This window comes from Hymenobacter baengnokdamensis, from assembly GCF_008728635.1.
In the GTDB taxonomy this organism is placed as follows: Bacteria; Bacteroidota; Bacteroidia; order Cytophagales; family Hymenobacteraceae; genus Hymenobacter; species Hymenobacter baengnokdamensis.
In genome coordinates this window covers 2,555,609-2,570,934 of record NZ_CP044285.1, presented here as the reverse complement: position 1 = coordinate 2,570,934, position 15,326 = coordinate 2,555,609, and the positions used below count along the sequence as shown (strand labels likewise).

The window sequence follows — 15,326 nt, the reverse complement described above, 5'->3', positions numbered from 1 at the left end:
TAACTTGGGCCACTATGTGCGGTTCTCTCAGCTATTTTCCGGGCCAGTACTTCGCGGCCCTGCTCCTGCTGCTGGCTGGCCGTGGGGCATACGGGCAGGCCTACCCACCCGCAGCCGATACCAGCCACGCCAAAAAGTATACCTACGTGGAGAGAATGCCGGTTTTTCCGGCTTATGAGGCGGCCGACAGCACGCGCTCGTCGTCGCAGCGGGTTATTCGCTTTTTGAATAAGGGCCTGCATTTTCCGCTTCAGGCCGTGCGCGATGGCGTTACGGGGCGGGTATTCTTTTCCTTTGCCGTCGATGCCCAGGGCCGCACCACCGATATTAGGCTGGTCAAAGGCTTGCGGGCCGACGTCGATTCCTCCGTTATGCGCAATGCCCGCCGGCTCGGCACCATTCGGTGGCAACCCGGCATTCAGAATGGGCGGCCGGTGCGGGTATCCTTCACTGTTCCTATCTCCTTTAATGTGCAGCCGGGCGTGCCGCTCGACTCACTCGACCTCGGCCCTTACCACAGCCTGGCCCTGCCGCTGGTTAGCTGGTCGGGGACTCAGGCCCGCATTCCGGCTGGCAAGGGCGTGGTATATGGCAGCTGCCTCCAGCGCCTTAGCGTCAATAGCTTAGGCATGGGCCAATACGTGCGTTTAGTGAACCTGACCACCCACAAAGCGGTCCGCATCAACGTCAAGCCCATTCTGAAATCGCGCCGGGAAAGTACCTTCTGCTACGCCCTGCCGGCAGGCCGCTACGCGCTTTACCAATACGAATACCCCGACCCGGTGTGGGGCAGCTTTAAGCTACACCTCGAAAACCTGCGCAAGCCGCTGGCTCACTCGCCCACCGCTGCGCTGCGCGCCACGCGCTACTGCTTTACGGTGCAGGCGGGCCAGCTCCACTACCTCGGCACCTGGAACCTGGCCAACGAGCGCGAGCCGCTATTTATGAATGAGAAGGAATTGCTGGATACCGCTATCCGGCAAGATTTCCAGGGGCTCGAATTAGGCACTGCCCGGCTAGCTATTCCGCAGTAAGCTCTCAGTCGCAAAACCCTTGTCCACAGTCGGTAGTTAGCAAGGCACTACCCTATTGACTGCTCACTACGCGCATGAATTTTACTGGTAAGAACATTCTCGTCATCGGCGCATCGTCTGGCATCGGGCTGGCCACGGCCCGGCAGCTGCACGCCAGCGGGGCCACCCTCTTTACCGCCTCGCGCCAGCTATCGGCCGAGCTGGCGGCGTTGAGTACTACCCATTTTACCTACGATGCCACGCAGCCCGTGGGCAGCACCTTCGAGGGCCTGCCCGAGGTACTGCACGGCCTGATCTACTGCCCCGGCTCCATCAAGCTGCGCCCGTTTGAGCGCGTGCCCGTTTCCGATTTTCGCAGCGATTTTGAGCTGAACGTGCTAGGCGCGGTGCAGGCCCTGCAAGCCACCATCAAGCGGCTGAAAAAAGCCGAAGGTGGGGCGTCGGTGGTGCTGTTCAGCACGGTGGCCGCAGCCGTGGGCATGAGCTTTCATACCAGCATCGCTACCGCAAAGGCCGCCGTAGAGGGCCTGACCCGCGCCCTGGCGGCCGAGTACGCGGCCAGCGGCCTGCGCGTAAACTGCCTCGCGCCCAGCCTCACCGATACGCCCCTGGCGGCCGCCTTGCTCAACACGCCCGAGAAGGCCGAGGCTGGCGCCCGGCGCCACCCTTTGCAGCGCGTGGGCCACCCCGACGACCTGGCCAGCCTGGCCGCCTTTCTGCTTTCCGACCAGGCTACGTTCATTACCGGCCAGGTGCTGGCCGTGGATGGCGGCATGGGCAAGCTCAAGTAAACTGGGCTTCCCTACGCATCGAACCAGGCCTGCGCTGTAGTGGTTATACTGGCATGGAACCCACCACCCTCAAAGCGGCCTACCTCGACTATGTGCGTCGCCACGGCCACGCGCCCCGAACTGTTTTTGCCTTTGCCGAAACGCAGGGCTTGAGTGAGGCCGAGTTTTATCGCCACTATGCTTCGTTTTCGGTGCTGGACCGCGAAATCTGGGCCGATTTTGGCCGCGACGCGCGGGCCCAGGCCGCGCAGGAGCCGGCCTGGCAGGGGTACGGCAGCCGCGAAAAGATATTAGCATTTTACTATACTTTACTCGAACTTCTCAAGCAGAACCGCAGCTATGCGCTGCTGGCGCTGGGCCGCTCGCAGCGCTGGCGCCCTGCCCTGATTCCTAAAGTGCTAAGCTTATTTGAGCAGGAATTTTTGGTGTTTGTGAATGAGCTGTTACGCGAGGGCCGCACAACGGGCGAAGTTGCCAGCCGGCCGGTGCTGCAGGATGGCTACGGGCGTATTTTTCTGCGCCAGTTGCAGTTTTTGCTGCTCTATTTCGTGCGCGACGAGTCGGCCAACTTCGAGCGCACCGACGCCGCCGTGGAGAAGGCCGTTACCCTGAGCTTTGACCTGGTAGGACGCAATACGCTCGACTCGGCCCTCGATTTCGGGCGGTTTTTACTGCAAAAAAGCTAGCGCTATGGCCGACCAGCCCCAGGAATCACTGCCTACTTCTAAAGTCGCCCGGGCAGCCCGCTTTGCCAAAACGGGCTTTAAAGTCGGGGCCAACTACGTGCAGCACTACGCCAAAAAAGCTGTCGGAGCCGACTCAACTACCGCCAACCTGCACCAGGCCAACGCCGTTGAGCTCTACGGCACCCTGAGCGAGATGAAAGGCTCGGTGCTGAAAGTGGCCCAGATGCTGGCTATGAAAAAGAACCTGCTGCCGCCAGCCTATGCCGAGCAGTTCCGGCAGGCGCAGTACCAAACGCCACCGCTCTCGGGACCGCTGGTAGTCAAGGCGTTTCGCGATGCGTTCGGGCGCTCGCCCGCCGAAGTTTTCGACGAGTTCGACCCCAATGCCCGGCAGGCAGCCAGCATCGGGCAGGTGCATTTTGCTCGAAAAAACGGCCACGCCCTGGCCGTAAAAGTGCAGTATCCGGGGGTGGGCGCGAGCATCTGCTCCGATATTGCGATGGTTAAGCCCGTGGCGCTGCGCATCATGGGGCTGAAAGAAGAAGTCCTGCGCCCTTACCTGGCCGAAGTTGAAGCCCGGCTCCTGGAAGAGACTGACTATAAGCTCGAGCTGAGCCGGGGGCAGGCCATTGCTGCCAAATGCGGGCACCTGCCGCACCTGCAGTTTCCGGCTTACTATCCGGCGCTTTCGTCGGCCCGCATCCTTACTATGGACTGGCTGCCCGGCCAGCATTTGAAAGAGTTTCTGGCCGATAATCCTACTCCGGCCGTGCGCAACCAACTGGGGCAGGCGCTCTGGGACTTCTATCAGTACCAGCTCCGGGAGTTGCGCCAGCTTCATGCCGACCCGCATCCGGGCAACTTTCTCTTTAGCTCTACCAACGGGGGAACCGTAGGCGTGCTCGATTTTGGCTGCGTGAAAGACGTGCCGCCCCTCGAGCAGCAGCAGTTTCTGGCCCTGCTCGACCCGGCCACGCTGGCCGATGAGGCGCGCCTGTCCGCGCTGCTTACGGATGCCGGCGTGCTCCGCCCGGCCGACTCACCCGCCCTGCGCGCCCTGTATCTGCGCATGCTCACGCAATCGCTTGAGCTGGTGGGCCGCCCTTTCCGGCAGGCCACGTTCGACTTCGGCGACCCTGCTTATCTTCAGAGCCTTTATGCGCTCGGCGACGACCTCATGCAGGATAAGGAGCTGCGTCAGCAACGCGAGCCCCGCGGCTCGGCGCACTTTGTATACCTGAACCGAACCTACGTCGGGCTGTTTTCGCTGCTTACCGAGCTGGGAGCCGTGGTGCGCACCAGCTACGAGCTATAGGCTGCTAACAAGCTGGTTCTAACTATTAAAACCTCTGGTAGCTGTTTCGGTTTGGCTACCAGTTGCTTTCTAACTCTTCTTTTCACCCATGAAAAAACTATTTTTCCTCCTTGCGGCGCTCACCTTTGGTAGTGCGGCGGCCCAGGCCCAGACGGCTACCATGCTCAGCTGCTGCGCCCGCCCGGCTACGACCAGCGCTACCGAAGCCTTTGCCATGCTGGCCACCGACAAAGATTTTTCGGGCGGCCACGAGGCGCCACTCCCCTACTCGTACGAGGGAGAAGGCAAAATGATTGAGTTTAAAACCACCGATGGCGGTACCAGCCACGCCTTTGAGATAAAGAGCGCCAAGCCATCCAATAAATTTCTGTTTGTCATCCACGAGTGGTGGGGGCTCAACGATTACATTAAGAAGGAGGCCGCTACCTATGCCCAGGAGCTGCCCGGCGTAAACGTTATTGCCCTCGACCTCTACGACGGCCAGGTAGCTACCACACCCGAAGAAGCCGGCAAATACATGCAAGCAGTAAAAACCGAGCGGGCCACGGCCATCATCAAGGGTGCCCAGCTGTATGCCGGCCCGAAGGCGCAGTTTGCGTCGGTGGGCTGGTGCTTTGGCGGGGGCTGGAGCCTGCAAGCGGCCCTGCTCGGCGGCAAGCAAACTGTCGGCTGCGTGATGTATTATGGCATGCCCGAAAAAGACGTTGCCAGGCTCAAAACCCTGAATTCGGACGTGCTGGGCCTGTTTGCCGACCAGGACAAGTGGATAAACCCCGAAGTGGTAAAGCAGTTTGAGAAAGACATGGCGGCGGCTGGCAAAAAGGTAACCGTAAAGGAATATCCTGCCGACCACGCCTTCGCCAATCCCTCTAACCCAAAGTATAACAAGGAGCTGGCGGCCGACGCCCATCAGAAAGCACTGGCTTACCTGAAAGCCCGCCTGAAAGCATAAGCAATCGCCTCCTGCTTTACCTGACTAAAAGGACCTGCTTCCCCGAAGCAGGTCCTTTTAGTTTCTGGCGCTACGCTCCAACCGACAACCTATTAGCAACCCTCTTTTCGAGATGAGTAGCCGGCAGCCAAGCAGAACGTCAGCATGACACTCAGGATTGGTTTTTTCGATTTCCCACACTGCTTCTTTTTAAAAAAAGCTACTAAAGCCTCAGCATAAACATAGTTAATTTACACTATTAATACAGCTCGGATAGCCGCGCTGCCAATGCCGGCTGGCGGCCATCGGAAGTAGAACAGTTCCAAGTAAGTAGGCAGCCTGTAGAGACGCATCTTTGCGTCTCGGCGTTGGTTAAACCGCGCAGTTATAGTCGTTCAGCGCCGAGACGCAAAGATGCATCTCTACAGTAGGCCGCAACTGCTTTCCGCCAGCTGTGCGTGGGCACCAGCGGCCTGCCGCTGAGCTTTGAGCAGCTCTTCGCGCAGCTGCTGGATAACATCGAGGAGGTCGGCCCAGCTTTCGGCTACGAAATAGGGCGTTGGACTCACGGCCGTGATGCTTGCTTCGGCCGATGCTGGCGGCCCCAGGTGGCGCACTGCATTTGCCAGCGGCTCGTACACGGCCGGGTCGGCCGCCGCGGCCGCGTGCAGATGCCGGGCTGAGGTAAGCAGCGACGCGCCGTAGAATTGAGGACGCCCGCTCGCTGAAGCCAGCAAGCCCCGCTCAAATGTGCTACGTGTGAAACCCCGCAGCAGCGCAACGGCTGCCGGATTGGTACCCAATTCCCAGGCACGGCCCAACGCGCACAGCGCCTCGGCGTAGCCGGGCTCCAGCAGCAGCGGCACCCGGCCGAAGAGGTCGGCAAAGAGGTCGGGGCCACCCGGCGGCTGGTCAAACTCACTGAACGTGCGCAGCCGCGACACTACCGGCAGCTCGCGTCGGGCCAGGGAGGCATAATAGGCAGATTCGGTTACCGGCCTTTCGGCAAGCCGCAGCGTCCAGCCGGTGCGCTGCCGCACCGCCTGGCTGATAGGCAGAAGGTTAGGCAGTGTATCGCGGCGCAGGCCCAGCTCAGCGAGTGCCCGGCCGAATGCCGGCCGGGCCCACCGGTGCAGCAGCGCCTGCTGGCGGTCAAACAGCATCTTCCAGACCATGCCGGCAGCGGGCGCGGCAGGGTGGTGAGGGCGGGCGAGCAGGTGCAGTGACATAGCGGCAACGAAAAGGAAATACCAAAAAAAAGCCCGACTCCAGAAATCTGGAATCGGGCTGTAAAGGGTTAGCTGAACCGAAGGAGTAAAAGCATTTTAGTTGCTAAGTACCCGTGGCAGCCGGCCATGACGCGCGATTCCGAGGCCCGGTTTGGGTCGGCAATTCAGCATCATAATGACCAGTTGTTGGTGATTCATACGGCCGCAAATATACGGGCAGTGCTCAACTCTGCAAGGATTTTATTGATTTCTTAAAACACCGCAACCCGGCAGGCCGAAAAAGATGCTAGTTGCCCAGCAGCCAACGGTAAGCTGGGCCAAACTCGCGCCGCCAGAACCATTCGGCGTGCTTGCCATCGGCGGGCGCCTTCAGCATAAGGTTAGCTGCTGGCACACCCCGGGCCAGCAAGGCGTCACGCGCTTCCGTCATGAGCGGCACCATAGTTTCGCTCTCGGCAGGGCCGGCCACAAAGTAAAAGCGGCTGCTGAGCGGAGCCGGCTGGTGCCGGCGCTCGTAGCCCAGCAGCGAGTCTTTGGCAAACCAGATGGCTGGTGAGAAAACGCCTACCCGCCCGAACACCTTTGGATACTTGAGGCCGGCATACAAGGCAATAAGCCCCCCCATACTCGAACCCGCAATGGCCGTGTGGGCAGCATCAGGCAGCGTACGGTAGTGGGCATCAATGTAGGGTTTGAGGGTAAGGGCCAGAAAGTTAGTGTACTGCTCACCTTCGCCGCCTTTTTTATACTCGGCATTCGCCCAGGGCGAATACTCGTCGAGCCGCCGCGCCCCGCCGTTGTCTACGGCTACTACAATGCAGCCGGCAGAGTGGCGGTCCTGGGTAGCTAGCTGGTTCAGGGTTTCATCAACGCCCCACTCACCCGAGAACGAAGTAGCCTCATCAAACACATTCTGGCCGTCCTGCAGGTACAGCACCGGGTAGCGCTTCTGGCGCGAGCCCGCATAGCCGGGCGGCAGATAGAGCCATACCCGCCGGCCCCGCCCGCCCAGCTGGGGCAGCCGAAAAGAATCGGCCAGGATGCGCACGTTAGCCGCCGCAGTATGCGCCTTGGGCCCCGCTACGGCAACCCCACCGGGGCGCTGGTCCTGCCAGGTCGCTACCTGAAAAGTAAGCGTTGCGGGGTCGTTGCCAAAAGTGGCCCGCCGGTTCGCTACTGGCTGAAAGGCCGCATCAGCCTCTCCCGTTGCCCAGGAACCACGGGTAAACTTAAACTCCTGGGGGCCATGTATTGTGGCAGGCAGCACCAGCTCGTAGCTGCCATTGGGCTGGCGCGTTAGCGCATAGCCGGCTGCGCCGGGCTCCCAGTTATTGAAGGAGCCCGCTACATAAAGTGCTTGCCCGGCCGGCGTAGCCGCCGGCACTGACGTTAGCCGGAGCGTGGTTTGCGCTACTGCCCCGTGTGCCAGCAGGCTGGTCAGCAGCCCCACACCAAACATGGTATTTTTACTATATAAACCCGCCATTCTCTCCATAAGCATACCCGAATTTTTCAGTAGTCCCGGTTTTCCGACCTGAGCGTGGCTATGCGCAGCACCTTTTACACCTTGGCAAGCAGCAGCCTGCCCGCGGCACAGCAGCCGCGCGGGCAGCGCCGTAGCGGCAGCTACCGAATAATATCGCCGCTGCCGGCGCCGCGCTCGGAGGCATCTATCTTGCGCAAGGTGTATATAGCACGAACCGAATCTACCCCAGGCAACCCGTTGACGGCAAAGTCGATGCGGGAACCCTTTTTCTGGGGGCCGCTCACAAAATGCCGGTAGCCTTCGGCCGACTCGCGCACCACGTACAGCTCGCCGGGGCTGGGTACTTTCAGGCGGGCATAGGTGCTGCGGCCATCGGGCGCCGGGCGGCGCTTTTCACTGCTGGCCAGCAGGCTCACGCCCGTCAGGCGGTATTTCTGGGCATCGGCCGTGGTGCCGGGCGGGTCGTAGTTGCCGAGGCCATCAATGAATACCTCGCGGCGGGCTACCAACTCTTCGAGCGGCACCGTCTTAAGCAAGGGCAGGTTTTTTTCGTCCATCAGCAGTTGCTGTACCGCATTGGTCGGGGCTGTTTGCTGATAAAAAACCAGCACCGGGTCTTTTATCTTTACCTTATTAATAACGAGCGGCTCTTTCCCCTCTTCGGCCGAGTTATCAATGCGCTTGGCACTTTCAATGGGAGCCGGCGGGGCCGCTACCTTCGATGCCGGCCGGCCCTTGACTGCCGGCTTGCCGGGGGTGGGCCGCCGCGTCTGAGCCGCCGCCGTACCAGCAATACCTAGCGAGAAGAAAATCAGGGCAAAAGCGCAGTGGGATGATTTCATAAACGAATGTGAAAGTAGCCAAAAGTACGTCCGCGACTGCGTAGCGGGCAAGCATCCGCGCACCAGCTTTCACTTTACCTGACAAATGTCGGGTTGGCACCTTCAACGGCCGTTTTGAAACCTAAAACCTGGCCCGGTAGCTCAATTGGCGATAAGTGGCGGGTTTTTGGGCCCCAGCAGCAGGCGGCAAGGCATTTCCTGGCATTTTTTGGGCGCTATGCATTGCGCCGTAACCGTGTAGCGCCAGCGGCCGGTTGGGCGGGTCTGGTTGGTGCCTACGACCACTCAAGCCACCTGGCTGGTAGCCTAGCAGGCAAAAATTACCATCGCAAAGCCACTTGATTATCATTTAATTACCTTTAAACCTCTGCTTGCCTGCCCGCGGCGGCGGCCCAGCGCCGGCTTGCAGCCAGGGTGTTTTTTAAATGCAATTAGGCCATAGGAAAGCAACGGCTTCAAAAGCCGGCTTTGATTTGCCGGATTCACCGGCCCAACCCGGTAGCTTTTAGTTGGTTTGTGGCAGAGTCACCTGTTATCTTGCCGTGGTATCAGTTAATTTTTCACTAATAGTACCTTTTCAATCCGCAATCGATTGCGGGCATTTTACACGTTACCCTTCTTCCCTTTTTGTCGTGGGCAGCCGCCCGGGCAGCGGCTGTACTTCTTGGTTTTCTGCAACTTGCTCCTGACCAACGACTGCACCGCTCTCAATCTTCAAATTTCACTTTTCCCCACCCGTTTCTACCTTATATGAAACACCCTTACCTGGTGAAACTACGGTTTCTCCTTCTTTTAGTACTTGGCCTGACTGCTTCGCTCGGAGCGTGGGCTCAATCGGGTACCGGCACGGTGAGTGGCCGCGTCACGGATGCCAAAAACGAGGGCCTGCCGGGCGTAACGGTACTGGTTGAAGGTACTTCTATCGGGGGCTCTACCAACTCCGACGGCACCTATACCATTTCGGGGGTACCAACCGGTGCCCGCACGCTCATTATCTCCTTTGTTGGCTACTCTACGGCTCGTGTGCCGGTAACGGTAGCCGCCGGCCAGACGGTAAACGTGGCGGCCCAGTCGCTTAGCGAAAATGCTACCGCGCTGGGTGAGGCAGTAGTAGTAGGCTACGGCACCCAGCGCCGCCAGGACGTGACGGGCTCGCTTACGACTGTAACGTCTAAGGACTTCGTGCAGGGCCAGATAACCTCGCCCGAGCAGCTGGTGCAGGGTAAGGTTGCCGGCGTGCAGATTACTACCGATGGCGGTGCTCCCGGCGCTACTACCCAGATTCGTATTCGGGGCGGCTCTTCGCTGAATGCCAGCAACGACCCGCTTATCGTTATTGATGGAGTACCGGTTGATAACCCCCCTACCTCCGGACCCGGAGCGCTGGCCGGTGTAGCAAACCCGCTTAGCCTCATCAACCCCAATGACATTGAAAGCTTCACGGTTCTAAAGGATGCTTCGGCAACTGCTATCTACGGCTCGCGCGCTTCGAACGGCGTTATTCTTATTACGACTAAGAAAGGATTGGCCGGCGAAGCCTTGACCGTCAATGTCAGTTCCCAGACTTCGGTATCTAAGCGCTACAACTCGCTGCCGGTATTGTCGGCCGATGAGTTTCGCACGGCGGTTAAGAACTTAGCGCCTGCCAATGTCCACCTGCTGGGCAATGCCAACACCAACTGGCAGAACGAGATTTTCCGCACTGCCATGACGTATGACAACAACGTCAGCCTGAGCGGTTCTATCGGTAAAAACATGCCTTTCCGCGCCTCCTATGGCAACCTCAACCAGCAAGGCATTCTGCTTACCAATAAGCTGATGCGTAATAGCGGCTCGCTTAGCCTGACGCCGGTGCTGCTCGACGACCACCTACGTATCACGTTGAATGTGAAAGGCTCGGTGACCGACAATAACTTTGCTAATAACGGTGCCATTGGCTCGGCTGCTGTATTTGACCCTACGCAACCCGTTTATACGGGCAACTCGTCTTATGGCGGCTTCTACCAGTATCTGCAGGACCCTACCAACCCTAACAGCGCTCCCCAGCAGCTGGCCCCGAAAAACCCGGTGGCGTCGCTGCTAATGACCCGCGACCGCAGCACGGTACTACGTAGCATTGGCAATGTGCAGCTGGACTATAAGCTGCACTTCCTCCCCGACCTGCACGCCAACCTGAACCTGGGCTACGATATCACTCACAGCACTGGAGCTAAAAACCAGAGCACCGGGCTGGCTGATGACTACTTCAACGTACCGTACGATGCAACCAACACTGTTAACCGTGGAGGCTCTTACACCCTTTACCAGCAGGACCGTCATAACAAGCTGCTGGAATTTTACCTGAACTACTCCAAGCAGATTGGCGACCACCACATTGAAATACTGGGTGGCTACTCTTTCCAGGACTTCCTCACTACTTCGCCGGCTTTTGCCAGCTACCTAGGCCAGGACGGCAACTACAACGCAGCGGGTTTACCGCAGCTGATTATACAGTCGCCTGCTGCTCCTAACCCATACCGCTCGGAATATGTAATTCTTTCGTATTACGGCCGTATTAACTATAACTACAAGGACCGCTACCTGCTGACTGGCACCCTGCGTAATGACCAGTCGTCGCGCTTCCCCGGCCAAAAACCCTTGTTCCCGGCCGGTTCGTTTGCTTGGCGCATCAAGGGCGAAGACTTCCTGAAGGATAACACGACGATTTCGGAACTGAAGCTGCGGCTTGGTTACGGCCGCACCGGCCAGCAGGATGTGTTCGGCATTGCCGGTGACTATCCTACTATTCAGCGCTACGTGCACAACAACCAACAGGCTCAGTACCTGTTCAATGGCATTCCTTACGACCCGTACTCTCCCCAGGGTTTTAACCAAAACCTCAAGTGGGAGACTACTGATACCTATAATGCCGGCCTAGATATGGGCTTCCTCGACGGCCGCCTAACAGCCTCGGTTGATGCTTACTACCGTAGAACGAATGGCCTGATTAGCGGCATCTTCCTGCCCGCCGGCACCAACTTCACCAACTACTATACCTTCAACATCGGCTCGCTCGAAAATAAGGGGGTGGAAGTGAACGTCAACATTAACCCGGTTCGCACGACCGACTTCCGTTGGGATATCAACCTGAACGGCACCTACAACCAAAGCAAGATTCTGTCGCTGGGGCCACAGCTGCCCGGCTTCACGGGTATTGAAACTAACGGCATAGCCGGCGGTACCGGCACCAACATCGGTATCTATGCCGTTGGCCACGCCGCTTCGGCCTTCTACGTAGCCAAGCAGGTGTATGACACCAACGGTAAGCCGCTGGCTGATGTGTACGCCGACCTGAACGGTGACGGTAAGATTGACACCAATGACCGCTACATCTACAAGCAGGCGGCCCCGCCCGTGCTGCTGGGCTTTAGCTCCAACATGACGTACAAGCGCGTGAACCTGGCCTTCACCCTGCGTGCCAACATCGGCAACTACGTATACAACAACATCCAGTCGCAGAACGGTAGCTACTACAACATTACCGGCTCGACCAACTACCTCTACAACTTCACCACCGACACGAACTTCACGCAGTTCCCTAACGCCAACGGCGTGAACCACTACTCGTCGGACTACTTTATCCAGAACGCTTCCTTCCTGCGCATGCAGAATGCCACACTCGGCTATAACATAGGTAAAGTCTTCAACGGCAAAGGGAACCTCGGCTTGAACTTTGCTGTTCAGAACGTGTTTCTGATTACGAAGTACACCGGCCTGGACCCGGAGATTCCGAGCGGGGTTGACAACAACACGTACCCCCGTCCGCGTACCTTCACTTTTGGTTTGAACCTGGGCATCTAAGCCTTCTATCTGTCATGAAAAATACTTTTATTCGCAGCGCCAAGGTTCTATCCATTGCCGCCTCGGCCCTTGTGCTGGCCCCCTCCTGCACCAAGGACCTCAATCAGCTTCCTACCTACGACCTGACTTCTAACCAGGTGTATAAGGACGCTGCCAGCTACAAAAGCCAGATGGCCAAGGTCTATGCGGGCTTTGCGCTTACGGGTTCGCAAGGGCCGGCCGGCAACCCCGACATTAAGGGCATCGACGAAGGCACTTCCGACTATATCCGCCAGTACTGGAGTGCCCAGGAGCTGACTACCGACGAGGGTGTTATTGCCTGGGGCGACCCCGGCGTGCAGGATTGGCACAACATGAACTGGAGCTCCAGCGGGGTGCTCATCCGGGGCCTTTACAGCCGCCTGCTGTATCAGGTAACCATCTGCAACAGCTACTTGCAGCAGTCAACCGATGCTATGCTCGCCTCGCGCGGCATTTCTACCACCGACGCTACCAGCATCGCGGCTTATCGCGCCGAAGTACGCTTCCTGCGGGCGCTGTCGTACTACCACGCCATGGACCTGTACGGCAATATTCCGTTTACCACGGAGAATGACGTAATTGGTACCACTACCCTACCCCCCCGCATTACGCGCGCCGACTTGTTTAAGTACATCGAGTCGGAGCTCAAGGCAATTGACGGCTCGCTGATATCGGCTCGCAAAAACGAGTACGGCCGCGCCGACCAGGGTGCCGCCTGGGCCCTGCTAGCCAAGATGTATCTCAACGCCCAGGTGTATACCGGCACCCCGCGCTACGCCGATGCCGCTACTTATGCCAAAAAGGTTATCGATGCTGGCTACACCCTGATGCCTAAGTATGGCAACCTCTTTCTGGCCGACAACGACAAAAACAACCCGGAAGTCATTTTCCCCATCGTTTTTGACGGCAAGTTTACCCAGAGCTACGGCGGCACCACTTTCCTGACCCACGCGGCCGTATCGGGCACAGCCGATGCCAACTGGAACCCGGCCTATTACGGCCTCGGTGGCGGCTGGGGCGGCACGCGTGCCACGTCGGCCCTGTTTCAGCAATTTCCGGATACTGCCGCTGATTCGCGCGGCCGGTTTCACACCCGCGGCCAGACGCTGGATATCCCGGCGCTCACCAACTTCGCCAATGGCTATGTGCCTATTAAGTTCCGCAATGTGACCTCAACCGGCGCGCCCGGCTCCGACAATACATTTGTGGATACTGATTATCCGATGTTCCGCCTAGCCGATATGTACCTCACGTATGCGGAAGCAGCGGTACGGGGCGGCGGCGACCTAGGCCTGGCCCTCACGTATGTGAACGCGGTACGCACCCGCGCCTACAACGGCTCTACCAGCGGCAACATCGCCTCCGGCGACCTGACCCTCGACTTCCTGCTGGCCGAGCGCTCACGGGAGCTGTACTGGGAAGCAACCCGCCGCACCGACCTCATTCGCTTCGGCCGCTTTACCAGTGCCTCTTACCTGTGGCCGTGGAAAGGTGGCGTAGCCGCCGGCCGGGGTGTTGCAGACACGTACAGTCTGTTCCCGATACCTTCTTCAGACTTGAGCATCAACACCAATCTCCAGCAAAACCCTGGTTATTAAGCTAGTATAATTTTAGAGGAGGGACGTTGGCTTCTGGCGCCCCTCCTTTTTTACATCTCTTATATTCCCACCACCATGAAAAAATCCCTTACCCAAGCGCTGGGGTTTTGCGCAGCGCTACTAGTGACCCTGGCAGCTTGCAAAAAGGATGAGGTTAGAGCCGTTTTGCAGCCAGGGGCTAGCCCGACACTCACTTCTTCCGGCAACTCCTTTGTGCTGACCCAGAGTAACAGCGCCAACCGGGCTGTTATCTATACCTGGACGCCCGTTACCTTTGGGTATCCGGCTGTTGTTGACTACAGCCTGCAGTTCGACGTAAAAGGTGGCGACTTCAGCAAGCCTTACGTAATTGACGCTGGCTCCAAGCTGGCCGACACGCTGAGCGTATCCGATTTGAATGCGGCTTTCCAGAGCAAAGGCCTGGTAAGCACAAGCGGTACGCCTACCCCGGCTCAAATGGATGTGCGGGTAATCGCCTCCGTAGGCCCGGCTGCTCCATCGGTTAACTCAGTAGCTACCACGTTTACCGCTACGCCTTATTCCTTCTGCGCCCAGCCAGCTAAAAGCCAGGCCTGGTCTATTATCGGCCCCGGCGGCGTAGACTGGAACACCGACGTGCCCATGACGTACAACTGCCTGTCGAAAACCTTTACCTACTCCGGCCCGATGAACGCCGGTGACTTTAAGTTCCGCTACGGAGCCGATTGGACGGCCAACCTGGGCGGTGCCTCCAGCACGGGCGGTGCGCTCACCCAGGACGGCCCGAACCTGACTATTACGAAGGCTGGTAACTATACCATTGTGCTGACTCCGGGTCCGCTTGACCCCGCCACCAAAAAGTCAACCGGCGGCAGCTTTACTATCAAGTAAGCTATTTAACCGCCTGCTGATAGTTGAAAAAAGCCGCTGCCAGTCAGCGGCTTTTTTCATGCCCATCGTTTGCGGCACCGAAATGGCTGAAACTGCAGCCGGTGCATCGGCGTTCTTACTCTTTCCGCTCTGCCTACCTCATTTATATCATTCTTTTACTATGTTTAAATCACTCTTTTTGCTGACTGTCGTGGGCGTTGCCCTTGGCAGTGCCCGGCCCGCGGCGGCACAGGTAGCATCGGCTGCAGCAAGGCCTGCTTCGACCCCGGCGGGGGCCGCCCCCACCAGCGTAGAAGCCCGCGCCGAAGCCCTCACCACTAATATGACCCAGGCCCTGGCCCTCACCCCCGCTCAGGTGGAGAAAGTACGGGCCATCAACCTGGCGGCCGTACGCAGCGTAGAGGCAGCCCGGGTGCGCTATCGCCAGGACCCCGCTAAGCTCAAAGGCTACGTCGACGACATTGGCCTGGCCCGGCTCGACCGCCTGAAGGACGTGCTTACGTCGGTGCAGTTTGCGCGCTACCAGCAGAAACGGGAGGAAAAGATGGGCATTCCTACTATTCGCGGCAACCAGGGCAATCCGCCACCCGGCCTGCCTAGCCGCGGCGACGAATAGCGGACAGCCGGCCAAAAGCCGGCAGCCCGCACCAACCAAGCTGTTCTCGGACTTAGGAAACCGCGCT

The 15,326-nt window shown here is 58.7% G+C and carries 12 protein-coding genes; 9 read left to right on the top strand and 3 right to left on the bottom strand.

The annotated features are described in order from the left end of the window. Positions 1–14 precede the first annotated feature (14 nt). The 5 genes from F6X24_RS10910 (at position 15) to F6X24_RS10890 (ending at position 4,778) form a co-directional block, all read left to right on the top strand. Positions 15–1,034, top strand: a complete 1,020-nt coding sequence (locus F6X24_RS10910) for an energy transducer TonB (protein WP_191906292.1) — start codon at positions 15–17, stop codon at positions 1,032–1,034. Positions 1,035–1,108: 74 nt separating this feature from the next. Beyond that, entirely contained in the window at positions 1,109–1,825 is a 717-nt protein-coding gene (locus F6X24_RS10905) for an SDR family NAD(P)-dependent oxidoreductase (protein WP_151088023.1), read from the top strand. A 53-nt stretch (positions 1,826–1,878) separates the two neighbouring features. Then, positions 1,879–2,511 (top strand): TetR family transcriptional regulator C-terminal domain-containing protein, encoded by a 633-nt coding sequence (locus F6X24_RS10900; protein ID WP_151088022.1) that lies wholly within the window; start codon positions 1,879–1,881, stop codon positions 2,509–2,511. A gap of 4 nt (positions 2,512–2,515) precedes the next feature. Further along, positions 2,516–3,826: an ABC1 kinase family protein gene (locus F6X24_RS10895; RefSeq protein WP_151088021.1), complete on the top strand. Its 1,311-nt coding sequence runs from the start codon at positions 2,516–2,518 to the stop codon at positions 3,824–3,826. An 88-nt stretch (positions 3,827–3,914) separates the two neighbouring features. Continuing rightward, positions 3,915–4,778, top strand: a complete 864-nt coding sequence (locus tag F6X24_RS10890) for a dienelactone hydrolase family protein (protein WP_151088020.1) — start codon at positions 3,915–3,917, stop codon at positions 4,776–4,778. Between the two features lie 401 nt (positions 4,779–5,179). Here the strand turns inward: F6X24_RS10890 and F6X24_RS10885 are convergent, their stop codons facing one another. The 3 genes from F6X24_RS10885 to F6X24_RS10875 form a co-directional block, all read right to left on the bottom strand. Further along, entirely contained in the window at positions 5,180–5,986 is an 807-nt protein-coding gene (locus F6X24_RS10885; RefSeq protein WP_151088019.1) for a hypothetical protein, read from the bottom strand. Positions 5,987–6,272: 286 nt separating this feature from the next. Beyond that, positions 6,273–7,487 carry an alpha/beta hydrolase gene (locus F6X24_RS10880; protein ID WP_229725038.1) on the bottom strand — a complete coding sequence of 405 codons (1,215 nt, stop codon included), beginning with the start codon at positions 7,485–7,487 and terminating at the stop codon, positions 6,273–6,275. 125 nt (positions 7,488–7,612) lie between these two features. Further along, positions 7,613–8,314: a hypothetical protein gene (locus tag F6X24_RS10875; protein WP_151088018.1), complete on the bottom strand. Its 702-nt coding sequence runs from the start codon at positions 8,312–8,314 to the stop codon at positions 7,613–7,615. Positions 8,315–9,064: 750 nt separating this feature from the next. Here F6X24_RS10875 and F6X24_RS10870 point away from each other — a divergent pair. The 4 genes from F6X24_RS10870 to F6X24_RS10855 all read left to right on the top strand — a co-directional run bounded on the left by F6X24_RS10870 (position 9,065) and on the right by F6X24_RS10855 (position 15,259). Next, on the top strand, positions 9,065–12,154 hold the full coding sequence (locus tag F6X24_RS10870) for a SusC/RagA family TonB-linked outer membrane protein (protein WP_151088017.1): 3,090 nt from the start codon (positions 9,065–9,067) through the stop codon (positions 12,152–12,154). Between the two features lie 14 nt (positions 12,155–12,168). Beyond that, the gene (locus F6X24_RS10865; protein ID WP_151088016.1) at positions 12,169–13,773 is read left to right on the top strand and encodes a RagB/SusD family nutrient uptake outer membrane protein; all 1,605 of its coding nucleotides are present in this window, start codon (positions 12,169–12,171) and stop codon (positions 13,771–13,773) included. Between the two features lie 75 nt (positions 13,774–13,848). Then, positions 13,849–14,643, top strand: a complete 795-nt coding sequence (locus F6X24_RS10860) for a SusE domain-containing protein (protein WP_151088015.1) — start codon at positions 13,849–13,851, stop codon at positions 14,641–14,643. Between the two features lie 160 nt (positions 14,644–14,803). Further along, positions 14,804–15,259: a hypothetical protein gene (locus F6X24_RS10855; protein WP_151088014.1), complete on the top strand. Its 456-nt coding sequence runs from the start codon at positions 14,804–14,806 to the stop codon at positions 15,257–15,259. The last annotated feature ends 67 nt before the right edge of the window (positions 15,260–15,326 follow it).

Bases quoted from the DNA above. Each gene is read 5' to 3' on its own strand.
- F6X24_RS10910 (WP_191906292.1), top strand. From the start codon at position 15: ATGTGCGGTTCTCTCAGCTATTTTCCGGGCCAGTACTTCGCGGCCCTG.
- F6X24_RS10905 (WP_151088023.1), top strand. From the start codon at position 1,109: ATGAATTTTACTGGTAAGAACATTCTCGTCATCGGCGCATCGTCTGGC.
- F6X24_RS10900 (WP_151088022.1), top strand. From the start codon at position 1,879: ATGGAACCCACCACCCTCAAAGCGGCCTACCTCGACTATGTGCGTCGC.
- F6X24_RS10895 (WP_151088021.1), top strand. From the start codon at position 2,516: ATGGCCGACCAGCCCCAGGAATCACTGCCTACTTCTAAAGTCGCCCGG.
- F6X24_RS10890 (WP_151088020.1), top strand. From the start codon at position 3,915: ATGAAAAAACTATTTTTCCTCCTTGCGGCGCTCACCTTTGGTAGTGCG.
- F6X24_RS10885 (WP_151088019.1), bottom strand. From the start codon at position 5,986: ATGTCACTGCACCTGCTCGCCCGCCCTCACCACCCTGCCGCGCCCGCT.
- F6X24_RS10880 (WP_229725038.1), bottom strand. From the start codon at position 7,487: ATGCTTATGGAGAGAATGGCGGGTTTATATAGTAAAAATACCATGTTT.
- F6X24_RS10875 (WP_151088018.1), bottom strand. From the start codon at position 8,314: ATGAAATCATCCCACTGCGCTTTTGCCCTGATTTTCTTCTCGCTAGGT.
- F6X24_RS10870 (WP_151088017.1), top strand. From the start codon at position 9,065: ATGAAACACCCTTACCTGGTGAAACTACGGTTTCTCCTTCTTTTAGTA.
- F6X24_RS10865 (WP_151088016.1), top strand. From the start codon at position 12,169: ATGAAAAATACTTTTATTCGCAGCGCCAAGGTTCTATCCATTGCCGCC.
- F6X24_RS10860 (WP_151088015.1), top strand. From the start codon at position 13,849: ATGAAAAAATCCCTTACCCAAGCGCTGGGGTTTTGCGCAGCGCTACTA.
- F6X24_RS10855 (WP_151088014.1), top strand. From the start codon at position 14,804: ATGTTTAAATCACTCTTTTTGCTGACTGTCGTGGGCGTTGCCCTTGGC.